The 19,842-nt window shown below is 58.9% G+C and carries 14 protein-coding genes; 7 read left to right on the plus strand and 7 right to left on the minus strand.

The genetic code is table 11. The features are described 5' to 3' along the window. Positions 1-46: 46 nt before the first annotated feature. The 4 genes from FHG12_RS17160 to FHG12_RS17175 form a co-directional block, all read right to left on the minus strand. The gene (locus tag FHG12_RS17160) at positions 47-2,554 is read right to left on the minus strand and encodes a TonB-dependent receptor domain-containing protein (RefSeq protein WP_139516890.1); all 2,508 of its coding nucleotides are present in this window, start codon (positions 2,552-2,554) and stop codon (positions 47-49) included. A 72-nt stretch (positions 2,555-2,626) separates the two neighbouring features. Then, positions 2,627-3,076, minus strand: a complete 450-nt coding sequence (locus tag FHG12_RS17165; RefSeq protein ID WP_139516891.1) for a PepSY-like domain-containing protein — start codon at positions 3,074-3,076, stop codon at positions 2,627-2,629. A 288-nt stretch (positions 3,077-3,364) separates the two neighbouring features. Further along, positions 3,365-4,615, minus strand: coding sequence for a sensor histidine kinase (locus FHG12_RS17170; protein WP_139516892.1), 1,251 nt, complete (start codon positions 4,613-4,615; stop codon positions 3,365-3,367). Continuing rightward, positions 4,612-5,289 carry a response regulator transcription factor gene (locus FHG12_RS17175; RefSeq protein WP_139516893.1) on the minus strand — a complete coding sequence of 226 codons (678 nt, stop codon included), beginning with the start codon at positions 5,287-5,289 and terminating at the stop codon, positions 4,612-4,614. Before FHG12_RS17175 ends, FHG12_RS17170 begins: the two co-directional genes overlap by 4 nt. 309 nt (positions 5,290-5,598) lie before the next feature. Here FHG12_RS17175 and FHG12_RS17180 point away from each other — a divergent pair, with 309 nt between their 5' ends. From FHG12_RS17180 to FHG12_RS17190, 3 genes are read left to right on the plus strand one after another with little or no spacing between them, the layout of a single operon-like run. Further along, positions 5,599-6,831, plus strand: a complete 1,233-nt coding sequence (locus tag FHG12_RS17180) for a TolC family protein (RefSeq protein ID WP_139516894.1) — start codon at positions 5,599-5,601, stop codon at positions 6,829-6,831. A 31-nt stretch (positions 6,832-6,862) separates the two neighbouring features. After that, positions 6,863-7,828 (plus strand): efflux RND transporter periplasmic adaptor subunit, encoded by a 966-nt coding sequence (locus FHG12_RS17185; protein WP_139516895.1) that lies wholly within the window; start codon positions 6,863-6,865, stop codon positions 7,826-7,828. Between the two features lie 11 nt (positions 7,829-7,839). After that, positions 7,840-11,007: an efflux RND transporter permease subunit gene (locus FHG12_RS17190; RefSeq protein ID WP_139516896.1), complete on the plus strand. Its 3,168-nt coding sequence runs from the start codon at positions 7,840-7,842 to the stop codon at positions 11,005-11,007. Positions 11,008-11,176: 169 nt separating this feature from the next. On the opposite strand, the gene FHG12_RS17195 is transcribed toward FHG12_RS17190, so the two are convergent. From FHG12_RS17195 to FHG12_RS17205, 3 genes are read right to left on the minus strand one after another with little or no spacing between them, the layout of a single operon-like run. Then, positions 11,177-11,893, minus strand: a complete 717-nt coding sequence (locus FHG12_RS17195) for a phosphatase PAP2 family protein (RefSeq protein WP_139516897.1) — start codon at positions 11,891-11,893, stop codon at positions 11,177-11,179. Next, positions 11,890-12,927: a YncE family protein gene (locus tag FHG12_RS17200; RefSeq protein WP_139516898.1), complete on the minus strand. Its 1,038-nt coding sequence runs from the start codon at positions 12,925-12,927 to the stop codon at positions 11,890-11,892. The genes FHG12_RS17195 and FHG12_RS17200 overlap by 4 nt, the downstream gene beginning before the upstream one ends. Positions 12,928-12,961: 34 nt before the next feature. Next, positions 12,962-13,780, minus strand: coding sequence for a phosphatase PAP2 family protein (locus FHG12_RS17205; RefSeq protein ID WP_139516899.1), 819 nt, complete (start codon positions 13,778-13,780; stop codon positions 12,962-12,964). Between the two features lie 275 nt (positions 13,781-14,055). Here FHG12_RS17205 and FHG12_RS17210 point away from each other — a divergent pair, with 275 nt between their 5' ends. The 4 genes from FHG12_RS17210 (at position 14,056) to FHG12_RS17225 (ending at position 19,751) form a co-directional block, all read left to right on the plus strand. Continuing rightward, positions 14,056-15,528, plus strand: a complete 1,473-nt coding sequence (locus FHG12_RS17210; RefSeq protein WP_230471180.1) for a CoA-acylating methylmalonate-semialdehyde dehydrogenase — start codon at positions 14,056-14,058, stop codon at positions 15,526-15,528. A gap of 213 nt (positions 15,529-15,741) precedes the next feature. After that, positions 15,742-17,094: an aminotransferase class III-fold pyridoxal phosphate-dependent enzyme gene (locus FHG12_RS17215; RefSeq protein ID WP_139516900.1), complete on the plus strand. Its 1,353-nt coding sequence runs from the start codon at positions 15,742-15,744 to the stop codon at positions 17,092-17,094. Positions 17,095-17,284: 190 nt separating this feature from the next. Continuing rightward, on the plus strand, positions 17,285-18,661 hold the full coding sequence (gene hydA / locus FHG12_RS17220; protein ID WP_139516901.1) for a dihydropyrimidinase: 1,377 nt from the start codon (positions 17,285-17,287) through the stop codon (positions 18,659-18,661). A 223-nt stretch (positions 18,662-18,884) separates the two neighbouring features. After that, complete coding sequence (locus FHG12_RS17225; protein ID WP_174805802.1) at positions 18,885-19,751, plus strand: nitrilase-related carbon-nitrogen hydrolase; 867 nt, start codon at positions 18,885-18,887, stop codon at positions 19,749-19,751. Positions 19,752-19,842: the final 91 nt, after the last annotated feature.

The following is a 19,842-nucleotide window of genomic DNA, read 5'->3' on the forward strand; positions in this document are numbered from 1 at the left end:
GAACATTCACAAGTGATTGATATTCAATTGCTTATTAATATTCTTGCTATTCAAATCCGTTGGCGCTGTTTGTTTCTGAGGGGCCTTGCTGCGGGCGTCGGCGCTGGTTTGCGTTGTCGGCGTTCTGCTGCCCAAACTGGTAGCTGAACGAGAGGAACGCGATGCGCGATTCGCGCTTGTTGCGGCTTACGGCGTCGAGGCCGGGGCCATAGGCGTCGAAGTTAAAGCGCAGGGTATTAAACATATCCGAAACGCGTAGCGAGAGACTGCCCCGATCGTGGAGGACGGTGTATTTGGCGGCAAAGTCGGTGTTGAATGACGTCTGCCGACGGCCCTGCGCCGTCACGACCGGTGAGCGGTAGTTCACCGACACTTGCAAATCCAGCTTTTTCACGGGCGTAATCGTGGTGTTGAGCCGGCTGGTATACACAAAGTTACTGTTGTTGATGTCGGAGCTGGGGCCACTTCCTTTGATGATACGGCGAAAAGCCGAGGCCGTACCGTTGAGCTTCCAGAAGGAAGCGAGGCTGGTAGCGCCTACCAACTCCAGGCCATAGTTGGTTTCGTCGCCCAAGTTCAGGCGCGTGTTGCTGGTGACTTGGTTGCCGGTGAGCGGGTCGGCAATAACCTCCCGATACCCTTTGATGGTCTGGGTTTCGAGGTTGTAGAAGGCCGTGGTGGTGAAGGAGCTGTTTTTACCGAAAAACTTCTGGTGCCCTAGCTCCACGGCGTGAATGTATTCGGGCAGCAGATACGGGTTGCCGGTATTGAGGTTGAGCGGATCGGAGCGGTCAGTGAAGGGGTTCAGCTCACCCTGGTCGGGGCGCTGCACGCGCTTGGAGTAGCTCAGCCGCACCTGTTGATCTTCGCTCATTTCATAGGCCAGTACGGCGCTAGGGAAAATGTTCAGGTAGCTGCGCCGGAACTGCTGGCCCGTGGAAAGCTGCTCGCCGTGGGTGTTGGTTTGCTCAGCGCGCAGGCCCGCCTGGTAGCTCAGGTGGCCGCTGGCGTTGCCATAAGTAGCATAAGCTGCCTGAATGTATTCTTGGTAGAGAAAGCGGTTGGAAGGGTCGAAGCGCAGGGGCACGGAACTGGTGAAACGATAATCGTTGTCGTAGCGGCGCCACACACTTTTGGCGCCGGTTTCAAACCGCCCTTTTTCACCAAACGGCTGTACGTAATCCACCTGCCCGGAGCCTTGGTTAAGCTGGTTGCGGAAGGATTGCTGCTGCTGTGGCGTGGCGCCGCCGTCGAGGTAAAACAGGTGCGAATCGAGGGTGCTCTGGCCGCGCAAAGGGGTGTAAATGGCGCTGGCCGTCAGTTCGCGGCCCTTATGCTCGGCCCATGTACGGCGGTAGTCCAGCGTGATGTCGGCCGAGCGGTTTTGGCTGTGCGTGCTGTTGTAGCGGTTGTTGGTGCCTACCGAGTCGGGCGAAACCTGCCCGTAGAGCTGCCGGGTCTGGCGCGAGTAGATGTTCTCCCAGCTGTGGCCTTCGTTGTAGCGCGGCTGCACCGAAAAAGTCAGCGTTTGCTCAGGCGTAAAACTGTAATCGACCCCCACCCGCAGGGCATGCGAAGTATTGTAGTTGACGCCGTGGCGGTTCTGACGCAGCGTGAGCAGCTGCTCCGTCGATTGCGGCAGCCCGTTGGAGCCGGTGCGGGTAACCTGGCCCCGCGTGGTTTGGTCAAGGGAGCCATAGCCAGTCCGGCGGTCCTGGCGGAAGTCGTAGGTACTGAATACGTTAGCCTTGCCTTTGTGGTAGTTCAGGTTCAGCGAACCGTTGTACTTGTCCTTGGAACCGATGCCCGCGGTGGCCACGCCGTTGAGGCCATCTTTGCGGTTCTTCTTCAGCACAATGTTGATGATGCCCGCCGCGCCTTCAGCATCGTAACGTGCTGATGGATTGGTGATTACCTCAACGCTTTCAATCTGCGAGGCCGGGATCTGGTCGAGCGAAGTGGCCCGCCCGCCGCCCGCCGCTCCGGAAGGCTTGCCGTCGATGAAGATGGTAACGGCGCTGGAGCCGCGCAGGCTCACCGAACCGTTTTGGTCCACTGTGACGGAGGGCACGTTCTGAAGCACATCGGAAGCCGTGCCGCCCACGGCGGTCAGGTCTTTGGCCACGTTTACTACTTTCTTGTCGAGGTTGCCCTGCACCACGGCGCGCTCGCCCTGCACTACCACGTCCTTGAGTTGTGTAGCAGTAGCGCGCAGGCGCAGAATGCCCAACTGTAGATCGGGTGCGGTGGCCGTTACGGCTACGGGCTTGCGGCCGGTGCGGTAGCCCAGCGCCGTCGCCCGTAGTGAATAGCTGCCAACGGCAACATTGACAAGGCTAAATACCCCATTGTCAGAGGTTTGCGCGCCGGCCACAAAGCTGGAATCCTGGGTCCGCAACAGCACTACGTTGGCAAAAGGCAAAGGCTGGTTGGTGGCAGCATCCAGTAAAGTACCCCTGATAGCGCCTGTCTGGGCCTGCACTAATAACGGAAATAAGCCAACTAACAGAGCCAGCAACACCGCCGACCGATATGCACTTATAAACTTAACCATCCTGCAAAAGTACGCCGTCGGGCAGCCAAAAACGCGAGCTTCCCGACGGCTATTAACCCGATTCTTTTTGTTTTACTGCGCCTCAGAGGCTTTTTTCACTTCCTTGCCGTCGGCGTTAAACAGCACGTCCCGTTTCTTGCCGGCTTTGCTCACCTCCGCTTCGTAGGTAGTGGCACCGGTAGCGGCCGTCACGATTTTGGCGGCTTCGGTCACTTTGTAGCTGCTGTACTGGCTGGCAAGCGTAGTACGCACTGGGGCAGGTAGCTGACTAACAGGTAGTTCGGTTTCTGTTTCCAATAAGGTGCCAGTTGGCGTTATCACCACCGACATTTCATCCTTCCCTTGTTTAAAGCCAGCCTCGTAATTGCCGTCTTCCTTTTCCCATTTCACTTCTTTGGCGTTGGAATGGGCTTTTTTGAAGGCGGCTACGGCAGCGGCAGGGACTTTGGCGGCGGGAATCGTCTGGGCTTGGGCAGTCAGCGACAGGGCGGCGAGTAAGACTGGTAACAGGATCTTTTTCATAACAATTACAGGAAGTCAGTGAGGGTGAGGCTGCAAGCTTACCTACGCTTTCTGTAGTTTTTCTGAGGGGCGCTAGAGTATGTGGCCGTACAGGCGCACACTGTCAATAGCACCTCATGCAGAGCAGGAGCGCAGCATCGCTGCTGCTTCGTTGAAATTACTACTGCCACATCAGCAGTAGAGGTGCTGCGCTTCTGTTCTGCATGGCCGCCTTTTATGTCCCTGCTGGCCACACATTCCTGTGCTGCTTTGGTTATATAAATAATTGATAATCATGAATTTATATATTTATCGAAACTCTACGTGCAATGTGTGCAGCGACTCCGGAGCGGCAAATGTGTAACGTAGCCGGAAGCCGTAGTGCGTACAAATCTGCTGCACAATGGATAGGCCCAGGCCCGGCGAATCGGAGGCGGCGTTGTGCTTGCGGAAGCGGCCGAGCAGCTGCATTGGGTCGCCGCTGAGGGGCGGGCCGGTGTTCACGACATCCAGCGTGTTCGCCGTGACGGTTACCTGCAGGCCGCCTTTTTGAAGGTTGTGCTTGATGGCATTTTGCAGAAGGTTGCTGACCAGTGAATCGGCCAGCGAAGGGTGCATAACCACCGCAAGTGGAGCCGTGAGCAGGAGCTGCGGCTCGATCTCTTTGGCTTCCAGAAAGTCTTGCAGCTGCGCGAGTTTGTCCGCCACCAACTCGTCGAGGCGCAGCGGCGCGGCGTCGGTAAACTGCCGGTTTTCAATCTTGCTGAGTAGCGTAAGCGCCTGATGCAGCCGCGACAGCCGCAGGGCGGCGCGGTAGAGATCGTGCACCGACTCCGCCGCCGTTTCGGGCAGCTCGGGCAGCTGCATGAGCTGCTCGAGCTTGGCTTGCATGATGGCCAGCGGCGTCTGGGTTTCGTGGGCAGCGTTTTCGGTGAATTCCTTTAGGGCCCGGTAGTCGGCGGCCACGCGTTGCGTGAGTTGGGTCACGGCTTGGTTTAGCTCGCTGAACTCGTCGATGGGCGTGGGCGGCAATGCCAACGACTGCGGCTGTTGCAGCTGGTAGCCGCGCAACACGCCCAACGTCTGCTGAAACGGCGCCCACAGCCACCGCGACAGCCAGCGATTCAGCAGCACTAAGCTGCTGAACAGCAAGCCCATAACCACCAGCATCACCGTCAGGACCACTTCCAGCACGTCTTCGGTTTCGATCAGCGATTTGCGCAGCGTAATCCAATACGGCTGCCCCTGCACCGTTACCGGAAAAGTAAGCTCCCGAAAGGGCACGCTGCTGCGCTCCACGGGGTCGAAGAGCACCGTGTCGCCAAGCCCGGTCCGGTGCGGCTTGCGGCTGAGGGTGAGCTCCGTAGGGTCGGTGATGGGCGGTAGCGCGCGGGTTTCTTGGATGCGCTTGCTCACATAGGACTGGTGCAATTCCAGTTGCTCGTCTACCTCGTCAGCCAGAATTTTCTGCATACCAACATACAGCACGCCCGTTCCCAGCACGAACAGCACCGTGGCCAGGGCCAAATAATAGCGATTGGTAGTGGTGAGCAGCTTCACTCGGTTTCCAGCTTGTAACCCAGGCCGTAAATGGTGCGGATGTAATTATCGGCACCCAACTCCTGCAACTTCTTGCGCAGGTTTTTGAGGTGCGTGTAAATAAAGTCAAACGAATCGGCCATATCAGCCGCGTCGCCCCAGATGTGCTCGGCAATGGCTTCCTTTGTCAGCACGCGGTTGGGGTTAGCCAGAAAAAACAACAGCAAGTCGTACTCCTTGCGGGTGAGCGTAACCGGCTGATCGTGAACCAGAACCAAGGCCTGTTCGGGAAACACGGTCAGGTCGCGGAAAGCAAGGTGGCGCTGCCCCTGAAACTGCCGCCGGCGCAAAATGGCGCGCAGGCGGGCGTTCAATTCAGCCAGATGAAAAGGCTTTGGCAGGTAGTCATCGGCGCCCAGCTCCAGGCCCTGCACCTTGTCGTCGAGGGCATCGCGGGCCGAGATGATGAGCACGCCTGCCTCCGACTTATCGGCCTTAAGGGTGCGTACCAAGTTCAGGCCGTTGCCGTCGGGCAGCGTCAGGTCGATGAGCACGCAGTCGTATTGGTACAGCTTGATTTTCTCATGCGCCTGCTGGTAGCTCTCAGCCGTTTCGCACACGTAGCCGCCGTGGCGCAGAAACTCCAGCAGCGTTGTGCGCAGCGGCACTTCGTCTTCAACAATCAAGACTTTCAAAGCAACGGCAAAAAGAGGAACAGTAGAAAAATGCGGGGTATATCGATCGGCCAAGCAAAGCTTGAATTCTGAAGATAGGCTGTAGTTGCAAAGGAACGCAACTTGAGCCCGGCCGAGGCGTAGGAGAGCGCATCCGAACATCCGGCATCCTAAATTCACAGAGTGGCTTTCGTCAGGTTTTCCTCAGAATCAAGCTTCTCCTTTGCAACGTCCACTTGCTGCTTGCTGCCATTGTCTGTATATAGCCTAACTCCGTTTCTTCCTCGCTGGCGCTGGATATCTATCTGTTCTGCAGTGCTTTGCATAATAATGCCCGGCTGTCCGGCTCAGGCGCAGGACGGCGTCCGGACGCTGGATGCGTTTTTGCAGCTGGCCCGCCAAAACAGCCCGCTGCTGCTCGACAACGCCGGGCAGGTGGCCCAAGTCCGCCTCGATAGCCTGCGCCGACGTGCTTTGCAACGCCCGCAGGTAACCGGCAACGCTGCGGCCGTGGCGGCGCCCATCATCCGGCGCAACACTACTACCGGCGACGGCGGCTTAGGCTACGACGAAGCCGTATCGAATGGGGGCAACTACACTGCCTACGTGGGCGCCACGCAGCCGCTTTTCAACGCCCCCACGCTCCGCAACGATTACCAGGTGCTGGCCAACCAGGGCGTGGCCCTGCGCAACACAGGCCGGCTGGCGGCGCTGGACTTGCGCCGCTCCATCACCGATCAGTTCCTGACTGCTTTTGCCGCCCAGCAGCAATGGTCGTACAGCCAGTCGTTGCTGCGGCAGCTGCGGCAGCAAGATGAACTGTTGCGCCGCCTGGTAAACGGAGGCGTGTACAAGCAAACCCAATACCTAACCTACTATGCCTCAGTGCGCAACCAAGAGGTGACCGTGCTGCAAAACGAGCTCAGCTACCGCCGCGAGCTAGGCACGCTGCGCTACCTGAGCGGGGTGATTGACACAACGTTACTGCTGGTCGAAAGGCCCGCGCCGCCCACGCACCGACAGCTGGCCGGCCTGGGCTCAATCACGCAGCAGCAGTATGTGCTGGACAGTCTGCGGATTGGCCTGGCCCGCCGCGCCATCGACCTGACCTACCGTCCGCAGGTGAGTTGGGTGGCTGATATTGGTTTGCAATCCTCTACGCTTCAGCAGTTTGGCAACCACGCGGGCTTCAGCGGCGGCCTGGTATTGTCGGTGCCGATTTTCGACGGACACCAGCGCCAGATTGCGTACAGTCGGCTGGCCGTGGACGACCGGATTCGGCAGGGCTACCGTACCTTTCTCACGCGCCAGCGCCGCCAGCAATACGACCAGCTTTCGGGCTTGGCCCGCGCCTCCGACCGGCTGCTGGCTACCATTCGGCAGCAAATCAGCATTGCCAACACCCTCATCGAAGCGGGCCGCAGCCAACTGGCCGCCGGCGACATTTCCATTCTCGATTACCTGCTGCTCATCACCGGCTACCGCGACCTGCAATTCAGCCTCGCGCAAGCCGAAACCGAACGCCTGCGCAACCTCTACGCTCTCGACTACCTCGCGGAATAAGTTGCGAAGCGTATTCTGTAAGACATTGTATATGAACGAGTTACTTCTTTACTTCTTTCGAGCACATTCAGCCCTAAGAGGAGTTGGTTTGGCGGTGACGTTGCTGCTTTTCACGCAGTGTGGCGGCGCTTCCCCAGCCGACGAAGCCGTTGCCGAGGAAGAAGTGCATGCCCGCGCCGCCGTTACGGTGGGCCGTGTGCAGCCGGACACCGTGACGGACGTGCTACACCTGAGCGCCGTGACGGCCTATCCGGCAAAAGATGTGCTGCGGGCCACCACTACCGGTTACCTCATCGCGCCGGTGCCGGTGCTGGGCCAGCGCGTAGGAGCAGGGCAAACGGTGTTTACCCTGCAAACCAAAGAGTCGCGCACACTGCACCTCGACAAGCTCACCGGCGATCCGCGGCTGCATTTCAGCGGCATTATCCGCATTCCGAGTCCGCGGGCGGGCGTGATCGCTACCGTGGATAAGCTGGCCGGCGACTACGTGCAGGACGGCGAGCAGCTCGGCACCGTGTACGACCAAACCCGGTTCGGCTTTCAGCTCGACGTGCCCGTAACCCAGCTGCGCTACGTGCGCACCGGCCAGCACTGCCGCATCACGCTGCCCGACGGCCGCGTACTGGAAGGCGTAGTGGCCGAAGCCCTGCCCGCCGCCGACGTAAGCATCCAGACCCAGCGCTACACCATCCGGCCCGTCGGGAAGGTGCCGCAGTTGCCTGAAAACCTAGCGGTTACGGTGGATCTCGACAAAACCGCACCGCAAGTAGCCAACACGCTGCCCCGCGAAGCCGTGCTCACCGACGAAACCCAGACCAACTTCTGGGTGATGCGCCTGCTCAACGACAGCACCGCCGTGAAAGTCCCGGTGAAAACCGGTCCCGAGCAAAACGGCCGCGTGGTGGTCCTCAGCCCGAAATTTTCTCCTCACGACCGCATCGTGCTCACCGGCAACTACGGCCTGGAAGACACGGCTGCGGTGAAGCTCACCCGCTAACGCCGCCCCTCATGCGCCAATCTGTCTTTCAAGCGTACAAAGCCCCGATTGCCGTGTTGCTGGCGCTGGGGCTGGCAATGGGCGTGTTGGCCTACAAGCGCATTAACGTGGCGCTGTTTCCGGAAGTGACGTTTCCGAAGGTAAAAGTAATTGCCGATAACGGTCTGCAACCCGTTGATAGAATGATGGTTACGGTGACCAAGCCCATGGAAGATGCCATGAAGCAGGTGCCGGGCCTCACGCTGCTACGCTCGACCACGAGTCGCGGCAGCTGCGAAATTTCGGCCTACCTCGACTGGAACGTGGACGTCGTGCGCAGCCAGCAAACCATCGAATCGCGCTTGAATCAGATTCGTGCCGACCTGCCGCCCACCACCCAAATCACCGTCGAGCGCATGAATCCGGCCATTTTGCCGGTGATGGGCTATACCCTGGAAGCGCCGGGCCGCAGCGCCCTGGAGCTACGCCGGCTGGCGCTGTACACCATCAAACCCTTTCTGTCTCAGGTAGATGGTGTGTCGGCGGTGCAGGTGCAGGGCGGACGCACCAAGGAGTTTCAGGTGGAGCTGCTGCCCGACCAGCTAGCGGCCTTGGGCCTGACGCCCAACGCCGTGAGTACCATGCTTGGGCAGACCAACTTCGTGCAGTCGAACGGCTATCTGTCCGACTACCGCCGCCTCTATCTGACCACCACCGACGCTACCATCCACACCAAAGACGACCTCGAAAACGTGGTTCTGCGCAACGACGGCCGCCGCATCGTGCGTCTGGCCGACGTGGCCACCGTGCGCCTCGGCGAGCAGCAGGAATACACCCGCATCAACGCCAACGGCCACGATGCGGTGCTGATTTCAGTGTTGCGCCAGCCCGACGCCAACGTGGTGCAGGTGTCCGACGGGGTGCGCGCCAAGGTGAAAAGCCTGCAAGGCGGCCTGCCCAAAGGTATTACGCTGCGGCCCTACTACGACCAGGCCGATTTTGTGGCGGAAGTAGTGCGCTCCGTGCAGGATTCACTCTGGATAGGCCTGGCGCTTGCCTTGGCCGTTACGGCGCTGTTTCTGCGTTCGTGGCGCGCTTCGCTCACCATTTTGCTGACCATTCCGCTGGCGCTGGCTTTTACCATTGCGGTGCTGTATTTCGGGCTGGGCTATTCCTTTAACATCATGACCCTGGGCGCGTTAGCCGCCGCCATCGGCCTGATGATCGACGATGCGGTGGTGATGGTGGAGCAGCTGCACCGCGTGGGCGAGGAGCATCCCACGGCTTCTACCTCCGAAATCGTGGCCCGCTCAGTGCAGCATTTGCTGCCGGCGCTTATCGGGTCTTCGCTGAGCACCATCGTGATTTTCCTGCCTTTTGCGCTGCTGGGCGGCGTGGCCGGAGCGTACTTTAAAGTGCTGGCTACCACGATGGTAGTTGCCCTTATCTGTTCGTTTTTGGTGGCGTGGCTGGGCTTGCCGGTGCTGTATCTGCTGCTCACCAGCCTAGGCATCCGCCAGCCAAAGGAAACCCGCACCAAAGACCGCCTCGATCAGCCGGAGCCATTTCCTAAGCCATTGCCGGCGCTGCTAGTGCCCGATGCCGCCGGCCACCTGGTCGATGAAGCTGCCGATCCCGGCCTCATCGACGCCGCCCACCACGAGATTCCGTGGGTGCGCTCAGTGATCCGGCACCCAGCCTACAGTGTGGTGGGCGTGATCGTCTTAGTAGGGCTCATGTGGTTTATCATTCCGCGCCTGGCTACTGGTTTTCTGCCCGAAATGGACGAAGGCTCCATTGTGCTCGACTACGAATCGCCGCCGGGCACGTCGCTGGAAGAAACTGACCGAATGCTGCGCGCGTCCGAAAAGCTCATTTTGCAAGTGCCCGAAGTGGCCAGCTACACGCGCCGCACGGGCACGCAAATGGGTTTTTTCATCACCGAACCCAATAGCGGGGACTTCCTGATCAGCCTCAAAACCAACCGCGATCGCACCACCGATGAAGTCATCGATGACATCCGACAGCGCATCGAAAGCTCGCAGCCGGCCCTGATTATTGATTTTGGGCAGGTGATCGGCGACATGCTCGGCGATCTGATGAGCACGGTGCAACCCATTGAGATTAAGGTATTTGGCCCCGATGCCACCCGGCGTTATGCCTTGGCCCGGCAAGTGGCTGATATTGTGGAGCATACGGATGGCACGGCTGATGTGTACAACGGCATCCTGCGCGTAGGGCCATCCATCGACGTGCGGCCTGACCCGCGCCGGCTGGCGCAGTTTGGCATCACCGGCACCGATTTTCAGTCGCAGCTCCAGACCCAGCTCGAAGGCGTAGTGGCCGGCGATGTGCTGGAAGGCGAGCAGCTGCTAAACATTCGGCTGCGCTACCCGCGCGCCACCACGGCCAGCTTGCAGGAAGTACGCCAACAGCCCATTTTCCTGCCCAATGGCGGACGCCGCCGCCTCTCCGACCTGGCCGACGTGAGCGTGACGTCGGGTGGGGCCGAATTGGAGCGGGAAAACCTGCAGGCCATGACCGCCGTGACGGCCCGCCTCAACGGCCGCGACCTGGGCTCGGCAATGAGCGACATTCGCCAGAAGCTCGACCGCCAACTGAACCTGTCACCGGGCTATTTCATTCAGTATGGCGGCAGCTACGCCGAGCAGCAGCAGTCGTTTCAGGAGCTGTTGACCATCCTGATTAGCGCCTGCCTGTTGGTATTTGCGGTGGGGCTATTCCTGTTCCGCGACCTAAAAGCTGCGGCGCTCATCCTGCTGGTGGCGGTGCTGGGCCCGGCCGGGGGTAGTTTGGCGCTTTACCTCACGGGTACGCCCCTGAACGTGGGTTCCTATACCGGCCTGATTATGGTGGTCGGCATCATCGGCGAGAACGCCATTTTCACCTTCCAGCAATTCAACGATGCCCGCCGCGACGCGCCCATCGAGCAGGCCATCGGCTACGCCATCGCAGCCCGTTTGCGCCCCAAGCTCATGACGGCCCTCTCGGCTATTGCGGCCCTGCTGCCGCTGGCTTTGGGCATCGGGGCGGGGGCACAGCTGCACCAGCCGCTGGCTATCGCTGTAATTGGCGGCCTGCTGCTGGCGCTGCCATTGCTGTTGGTGGTACTGCCGAGTCTGCTGCGGATTGCTTATAGCCGCAAAGAAAAAGCCGCGCCGGCCGTGGCAGTAGCATAAAATCCTGATATTATATAAATGATTGGTAGTCAAACGTTTATATAAACATCCGGGGCTGATTCGTTTTTGTCGCTTCCGGTTCTACCGACATGGCGCCCCGTGGGGGCCACTCTCCGGCACCAGTCCGATCGAAGAGATTATAACGGACAAAGTATTAATAAATAGATAGTTACACAGGTCGGCGCCAATAGGCCACTCCGGCCCGCCACCATGTGCGCAGTTGATGGAAATCGGGCGAGAACAGCAGGTGCAGACCCGCCACCCAGCCTACCGAGCATACCCAGCCGGCCAGCACATCGGAAGGATAATGTACACCCAGATACATGCGCGAAAGGCCCACGCCCAACGCAAACAGACCGCCGGCCATGCCAGCCAGCCAGCGCCACGGACTTCGCCAGAGCAGAAACGCCAAGGCCGCCGCAAGCGCCGCTGAGCCCATGGCGTGGCCACTAGGAAAGCTGTAGAACTTGGCCGGGGCAATAGATACCCACAACGCCGGGCGCGGCCGGCCGAAAATCGTCTTGGCCAGTACGTTCAGCACCACCGCGCCGCCCACCGACAGGGTGAAAAACAGCGCCTGCATGCGGTAGTGCCGCACCAGCAAGCTCAGCGTAATAACCCCGGCGATGACGGTCATGACCTCAGGGCCGCCTACGGTGGTAAGCGCCACGGCAAGCTTATCGAGCGCCGGGCTTTCCTGCCGGTGCAGCCACTGCAAAATGGGCTGGTCGCCGATAAAGCCGCCGCTTTCCCAGATGTCCTCCGCAACCTCCACGAAAATAAACCAGGGTGCCGCGATGCCCAGCACCAGCAACGCCAGCAACGGGCCTTGCCCACGCAGGGCCCCACGTACCTTCCGATAAAACAGAAACAGGCGTTCGTTCATCGTCCAAATTCCAGAACCTGAAACGTACCCGGCACAATGCTAGGCCGGGGCCGCGGCGTTTCGGTAGTAGGGGCCGGCGTGGCTCCGTACTGCGCCGTGCTCAGAAACAGGTGGTGCGTAGTGGGGTCGATGGCAATGGTGCGGGCCCCGCGCGCCGAAGCAATGGTTTCGGTTCGGAAGCGGGCGGGCGAGTCTTCGTGAATGACCGTGAGCGTGCCTTCGCCGTTGGACGTGATGGCCGCCTGCGCGGCCTCATCGAACACAGCTCCGTCGACGCCCTTGCCAATGGGAACCTGCGCTACCACCTTGCCCGACTCCGAATCGAGCACTATGGCCTTGCCGTTGCCACAAACGCTGAACAGGCGGTGATGCGCCCGGTCGAAGGCCAGACCGCTGGGCTCCTCGCCCGGCGCCACCGACCAGCGGTGCTTCACGGCCAGCGTTTTGGCGTCGAAAACCACGATCTCGTTGGTATCTTCCAGATTAACAAATACTTGGCCTTTGCCATCGGAAACGCCCGCTTCGGGTGCGCCGCCCAGCGCCACGGTGCCTACTACTTTATCGGTAGCCGCGTCGATGACGGTGGCGCTGGCCCCGCCGTTGTTGAACACGAACACACGGCCCGAATACTCGTCGTAGAACACGGCGTCGGGCTTGGTGCCGGTGGGCAGCGACGCGGTTTCTTTCAGGGTGTTCAGGTCGAACACCGTGACCGTATTGCTACGACCATTGGTGATGTAGCCGCGGCCCAGCTTCGGCACCGGCGCAATGCCGTGCACGCCGGGCGTATTCGAAATAACGCCAGCTTTCTGGTGGGTGTGCAGGTCGAGCACCTCTACTTGCGTCGCGTGCGAGAGGTAAAGCCGCTGCGCCACCGGGTCGACGGCGAGGTAATCCCAGCCGCCTTCGCCGCCCACAGTAGTTGTCTGGAGCAGGTGGTAGCTCGCTGCTTTGCTGGCAGTAGCAGGCTTGGTTTGGGCCTGCGCCGCCACAGCGCAACCGCCGAGCAGCAGGAAAGAGAGAAATGATTTCATGAAATGTGAGGAGATCTAAGTTGCTGTTAGTCAGTTATTTATTGGGGTGCCACGTCAGGCCGAGGCCTATGCCGCCGGGTTGCCAAGCAGGGTAGAAGCTGGTGTCTTCCAGAATATGCGGCTGGCGTCCCCAGCGGTTGCGGTGGGTCAGGTAGCCCAGGTGGGCCGACAGGATGCCAAAGCCCGCGCCGGCCACCACATCGCTTTGCCAGTGCTTGTTATTAATCATGCGCAGGGCGGCCACGCCGGTGGCAATGGTGTAGGCCCCTACGCCGTACCACTGGCTTTTGTCGCGGAACTCCGTGTGCACGATGCTGGCGGCCAGAAATGCCTGGGCCGTGTGGCCCGACGGAAACGAGAGATTATCCGAGCCATCGGGCCGCCGCTCATGCGACATAAATTTGACGGCATACGTGCTGGCCAGCATAATCAGCTCCGACTTGCCAATCACCAATAGCGTATTGATGCGGTCGTCGCGCGACTCCACGCCGGACAGGGCCACGAGGCCTAATTCGGCGTAGGGTACAAAAATCAGGATGTTGTCGAGGCTGGTGTGGTAAGTAGGGAAGAGCTTGTGAATGTCGCGGTTGGCTTGTTGATTGGTGTAAAAACCGCCCCCGTTGAAGGTATACGCTCCGTAACCGATCATCACGGCCGGCACGACGGCGGCTTTGACCAGCTTTCCCCGGTACCAAGGCTTTTTCACTGCGGACGGAACGCCGCTCGGATTTTCAAACTTGTGCGTCGTGTCCGCCGGCGCAGAAACGGGTGGCGTAACCTGAGCCGCAACCGGGTAAATCGCCGACACCGTCAGCGTCGTTGCCAAGGCAAAACGATACCATAAGGAGTTCATCAACAGTAACTTATAATACGGTCCATCATCGTTCCGATGACCTGCCCAATCGGTCAGGAAAAGAGTGTACGCAGCGATTCTGTAGGAATTCTGTGGAAGCCGCTGCAGAGTCCAGCCGGCTTTGCGCCGGGCGTGTCGCCCAACGTAAAGCCGGCTGCGTACCGTTGGGCTTTTTCAAGATTATCGGGTGTAGAAGCTGTTTTTTTGGAGACCCTGCCCAAAGTTGCATTTGTCCAACAAACTCTTTACTTGCAGGCGATTAACCCGCTCATCTCATGGAAGTCGACGTTTTGAAATACCCGGCAGTGCGTAATTACATTGCTGGACAATTTGTAGAAGATGCGCACCCGCGCACCCTAGACATCTTCAGCCCCCTCAGCGGCGCCGTTATTTCCACGGTGCCCCTCAGCGGGAGCGAGGCTCTGAACCAAGCCGTGGAAGCCGCCAAAGCCGCTTTTCCCGCGTGGTCGGCGATGCCGATCAAAGAGCGAGTGCAGGTGTTCTATCGATACAAAACGTTGCTCGACAAGCACTTGCAGGAGCTCACAATGTTGGTGCACGAAGAAAACGGCAAGACCCTCGACGAAGCCCGCGCAGAAGTCGAGAAGGCCATCGAGCTGACGGAATTTGCGTGTTCGCTGCCGCAGCTGGTGGCCGGCGAATTGCTGGAAGTCAGCCAGGGCGTGGAGTGCCGGGCCGAGCGCAAGCCGCTGGGTGTGGTAGCGTCTATTGCGCCGTTCAACTTTCCCAACATGGTGCCGCACTGGACCATTCCGAACGCCATTGCCCTAGGCAACTGTATGATTCTCAAGCCTTCCGAGCAAGTGCCGATCAGTGCCGGGCGTATTGCTGAGCTGCTGAAAGAAGCGGGTTTGCCGGATGGCGTATTCAACGTCGTTAACGGCGACAAAGAAATTGTGGAAGCCATCTGCGACCATCCCGATATCAAGGCGGTGTCGTTTGTGGGCTCCACCAAAATCGCCAAGGTGGTCTACCAACGCGCGACTTCCAACCTGAAGCGCTGCGTGGCACTGGGCGGTGCCAAAAACCACCTGCTCGTGCTGCCGGATGCGCACGTCGACATGACGGCCTCCAACGTGGCGGCTTCCATGTCGGGTTGCGCGGGGCAGCGCTGCATGGCCGGTTCGGCGATGGTGGCCGTGGGCTCCGTCGATCATATTATTACGCGGCTGGTAGAAGAAGCCCGCAAAATTGTACCGGGTAAAAACCTGGGCTCCGTGATTAGCCAGCAGGCCAAAGAGCGCATCGAGCGCTACATTACGGAAGCCGAGCAAGCCGGCGCCAAAGTGCTGCTCGACGGCCGCAATGCGGTGGTAGCCGGGCAAGAAGACGGCTATTACGTGGGCCCCACGGTCATCGACCACGTGACGCCCGACATGGCCATTGCCAAGGAAGAAGTGTTCGGGCCAGTGCTGGCCATCATCCGCGCCGAAAATCTCGACGAAGCGCTGGACATTGAAAATTCCTCGAATTATGGCAACGCCGCCTCCGTGTTTACGCAAAGCGGCGGGCTGGCGCGCTACGTGATGGAAAACGCATCGGCCGGCATGATTGGCGTCAACATCGGCGTACCGGTGCCCCGCGAGCCGTTCTCGTTCGGCGGCTGGAACGAGTCGAAGTTTGGCGCCTGCGACATCACCGGCAAAAGCTCCATCGAATTCTGGACGCAGTTGAAGAAGGTCACTACCAAGTGGAACCCGGAGTCGAGGGTTAACTGGATGAGCTGATATAAATAATTGATTATCAGTAATTTATAATTAAGCGTATTTGTCGCTAATAACGGCGTCTATCATTCTAACTCCGGTTGTCATTCTGAGCAACGCGAAGGACCTTATCAGGATTGAACAACGAGCGACCTCTAACGTGGTAAGGTCCTTCGCGTTGCTCAGGATGACAGGCGTCTGAAGCACAACAAACAAAATCAACCCACCCTCACCACCATGGAAACCTCCACTGATATCGATAAAGAGCAGATTCTGCACGACAACCTTGAGCACACGCTTTTCTCGTGGTCGAAGCAGACGGGACTGAACCCCATCAGCGCCGAGCGGGCCGAGGGCGTGTACGTGTACGACCGCGATGGCAAGCGCTACCTCGATTTCTCGTCGCAGCTGATGAACGTGAACATCGGCCACGGCAACCAGAAGGTAACGGAGGCGGTGGCTGCTCAGATGCAGGAACTGAGCTACGTGTACCCGGGCATGATCACCAAGGCCCGCGGCGACCTGGGCAGAAAGCTGGCCGAGATTACGCCCGCCAACCTGACGAAAGCATTTTTCACGCTGGGCGGGGCTGAATCCATTGAAAACGCGATTAAGCTGGCCCGTCTGTACACGGGGCGACACAAAATCGTGACGCTGTATCTGTCATTTCACGGCGCTTCGTACGGGGCCATCAGCGCCGGTGGCGACCCGCGCAAGCTGGCCGTGGACAGCCAGGCCATGCCCGGCGTGGTGCACGTCGAAAACCCGTATTTCTACCGCTGCCCCTGGTACAGCAGCACGCCCGAAGAGTGCGCCGAACGGGCCGCTGCGCACATGGAGCGCGTCATTCAGTACGAGGGCCCTGGCAACGTGGCCGCCATCCTGATGGAAGGGGAGTCGGGCACCTCGGGTTGCATCAAGTACCCGCCCGGCTACTGGAAACGGGTGCGCGAAATCTGTGACAAACACGGCATCCTGCTCATTGCCGACGAGGTAATGAGCGGCTTTGGCCGCACTGGCAAGTGGTTTGGCTCCGACCACCACGGCGTGAAAGTAGACATGATGGCGATGGCCAAAGGCATTACGGCCGGTTATCTGCCGCTGGGGGCCGTGATGGTAGACGAGAAAATCGCGCATTCCTTTGACGATAAGCCGCTGCCGTTGGGCCTGACTTATTCGGCGCATCCGGTTTCGTGCGCTGCTGCCGTGGCCGTGCTGGACATTTACGAGGAGGAAAACCTTATCGAAAACGCCGCCGAAATGGGCCGCTACATTGAACAGCGGGTGGCCGAAATGGCCGAGCGTCACCCCAGCATCGGCGACTTTCGCAACACGGGCCTGCTGGGCTGCATCGAGCTGGTGAAAAACCGCGAAACCAAAGAGCCGATGGCTCCGTGGAATGCCGCCCCCAACCAAATGGAAGTAATGAACCAAGTGGCGGCCAAAATCCGCGAGTTGGGCATGTACACCTTTGTGCGCTGGAATTACATCTTCGTCGCGCCGCCCCTTACCATTACCAAAGAAGAGGTGGATGAAGGCTTAGAAATCATCTCGCAAGCCATCGCCATCGCTGATGAGCACGTGCACTGATAGCAGCCGTTAAGCGCGGTTAAAAATCAGCGCATTCCCTTGTTTTTCTCTTACCCGTCAACTCCCGCTCATGCCGGAGACAGGGAGCTGTTTTTTGTATTCGGGAAATAGCTAACCCCTTGTGTTTGAATTTGTAGAGAAAAAATTATATATTTTTCGTCTTCATTCCCTCTCTCTTTCCTTCCACTCCATGTCGTCTCTGCTTATCAAAAATGGCCGTGTCGTGACGGCCGATTCCGACGGTGTGTGCGATGTGCTGATTGACGGCGAAACCATCGTGGCCCTCGGGCGAAATCTGGCGGTGCAAGCCGATCAGGTTATCGACGCTACGGGCAAGCTGGTGATGCCCGGCGGCATCGATCCGCATGTGCATCTGGACATGCCGTTTATGGGCACGTTCAGCAGCGATACGCACGAAACCGGCACCCGCGCTGCCCTGCACGGCGGCACAACCACCGTGATCGATTTTGTGCTACAGAAACAGGGCCATTCCCTGCGCGAAGCCCTTACCGAGTGGCAAGGCCGCGCCACTGGCAATGCCGTGGGTGACTATTCCTTCCACATGGCCGTCACCGATTTCAACGAGCAGACCAAGGCGGAAATTTCGGAAATGGTGGCCGAGGGCATTACGTCGTTCAAAGCCTTTATGGCCTACAAAGGCGCCCTCATGATCGACGATGCGCAGATGGTGGGCCTGATGCAGGAAGTAAAAAAGCACGGGGCATTGGTAACGGTGCACGCCACCAACGGCGACATGATCGATACGCTCGTGGCCCAACATCGCGCGCAGGGCAAGCTTTCGCCGCTCTACCACTACCTCTCGCAGCCCGAAGTGACGGAAGCCGAAGCCTCGGGTCGCTTCACAGACATCGCCAACTACACCGGCGTCAACGCCTACATTGTGCACCTGACCTGTGAGGGCGCCCTCAACCAAGTGCGCGAAGCCACGCGCCGCAACCAACGGGTGTTCGTTGAAACCTGCATTCAGTACCTGTTGCTCGATGCCTCGCTCTACGAGCAGGATTTCGACGGGGCCAAGTGGGTGATGTCGCCGCCTTTACGCGAAAAAAAGGACCAACAGACGCTGTGGGCGGGCATCAACCAAGGCTTGGTGCAGGTGGTGGGTACCGATCACTGCCCCTTTTTGTGGGAGCAGAAGAAGCTGGGCGAGAAGGACTTCTCCAAAATTCCGAACGGCCACCCCGCCATTGAACACCGCATGGAATTGCTGTTTTCCGAAGGCGTAAACAAGGGTCGCATCACTCCGCAGAAATTTGTGGAAGTGACCAGCACCAACGCCGCCAAAATCTTCGGCATGTTTCCGCGCAAAGGCACCATCGGCATCGGCGCCGACGCCGACCTGGTCATCATCGACCCCGAGCGGAAGCACAGCATCTCCGCCGCCACGCACCACATGAACGTCGATTACTCGGCCTACGAAGGCTGGGAACTCACCGGCAAAATCGAAACCGTGCTCCTCCGCGGCCAGGTAGCCGTGCACGATGGCCAGGCCAAAGTGGAAAAAGGCTACGGCCAATTCATCAAACGCGGTAAAACGAGCTTCTAGCGCCTGCTGACTTTCTTACTCCTTCTGTCATCCTGAGCTTGCGAAGGACCTTGTCACGCCAGAACAGCTCCATAAAGTGGTCATGCTGAGCGAAGTCGAAGCATCTCTACCGCAGCAGTAATTACCAGCCGTGAGAAGATTCTTCGCAAGCTCAGGATGACAGAGAAGGAATGTTGATTATAACCTGAAATCACAAGTATCAAATAATCAAACACTTACCTAAATGCCCAGAATCATCAAATCCGGTCTAATTCAGATGAGTTTGCCCATGACCGAGGGCGAAGGCACGATTGCGGAAATCAAGGAAGCGATGGTCCAGAAGCACATTCCGCTGATTGAAGAAGCCGGTCGTCAGGGCGTGCAAATCCTGTGCTTGCAGGAGATTTTCAACACGCCGTATTTCTGTCCGGGTCAGGACAATGCCTGGTATGCATCGGCCGAAGCAGTGCCCGGCCCGACCACCGAACGCATGGCCGAATACGCCAAAAAGTACAATATGGTCATGATCGTGCCGGTGTACGAGAAGGAGTCTGCGGGCTTCCTCTACAACACGGCCGCCGTGATTGATGCCGATGGCACGTACCTCGGCAAATACCGCAAGAATCACATCCCGCACACGTCTGGTTTTTGGGAGAAATTCTTCTTCAAGCCCGGCAACTTGGGCTACCCTGTTTTCCAGACCAAATACGCCAAAGTAGGCGTGTACATCTGCTACGACCGACATTTCCCCGATGGTGCGCGCGTCTTGGGCCTCAACGGCGCTGAGATCGTGTACAACCCTTCGGCCACGGTGGCGGGCCTTTCGCAGTATCTCTGGAAGCTGGAGCAACCGGCCCACGCCGCGGCCAACGGCTACTTCATGGGCTGCATCAATCGGGTAGGCGAGGAGAAACCCTGGAACCTGGGTAGGTTCTATGGTTCGTCCTATTTCGTTGATCCGCGCGGGCAGATTTTCGCTCAAGCTTCCGAGGACAAAGACGAGTTATTAGTGGCAGAATTTGACCTCGACATGATCGAGGAAGTGCGCGCCACTTGGCAGTTCTTCCGCGATCGTCGCCCCGAAACCTACGAGAAGCTGGTTGAGCTGTAAGCCTTAGATGCGGCTTTTCTTACAGTTGTCATTCTGCGCAAAGTTCAGAATGACAACTGCTTACCTTGTATAGTCTGCTTTTTACAGCCTG

Origin of the sequence: Hymenobacter jejuensis, assembly GCF_006337165.1 — a bacterium.
GTDB lineage: Bacteria > Bacteroidota > Bacteroidia > Cytophagales > Hymenobacteraceae > Hymenobacter > Hymenobacter jejuensis.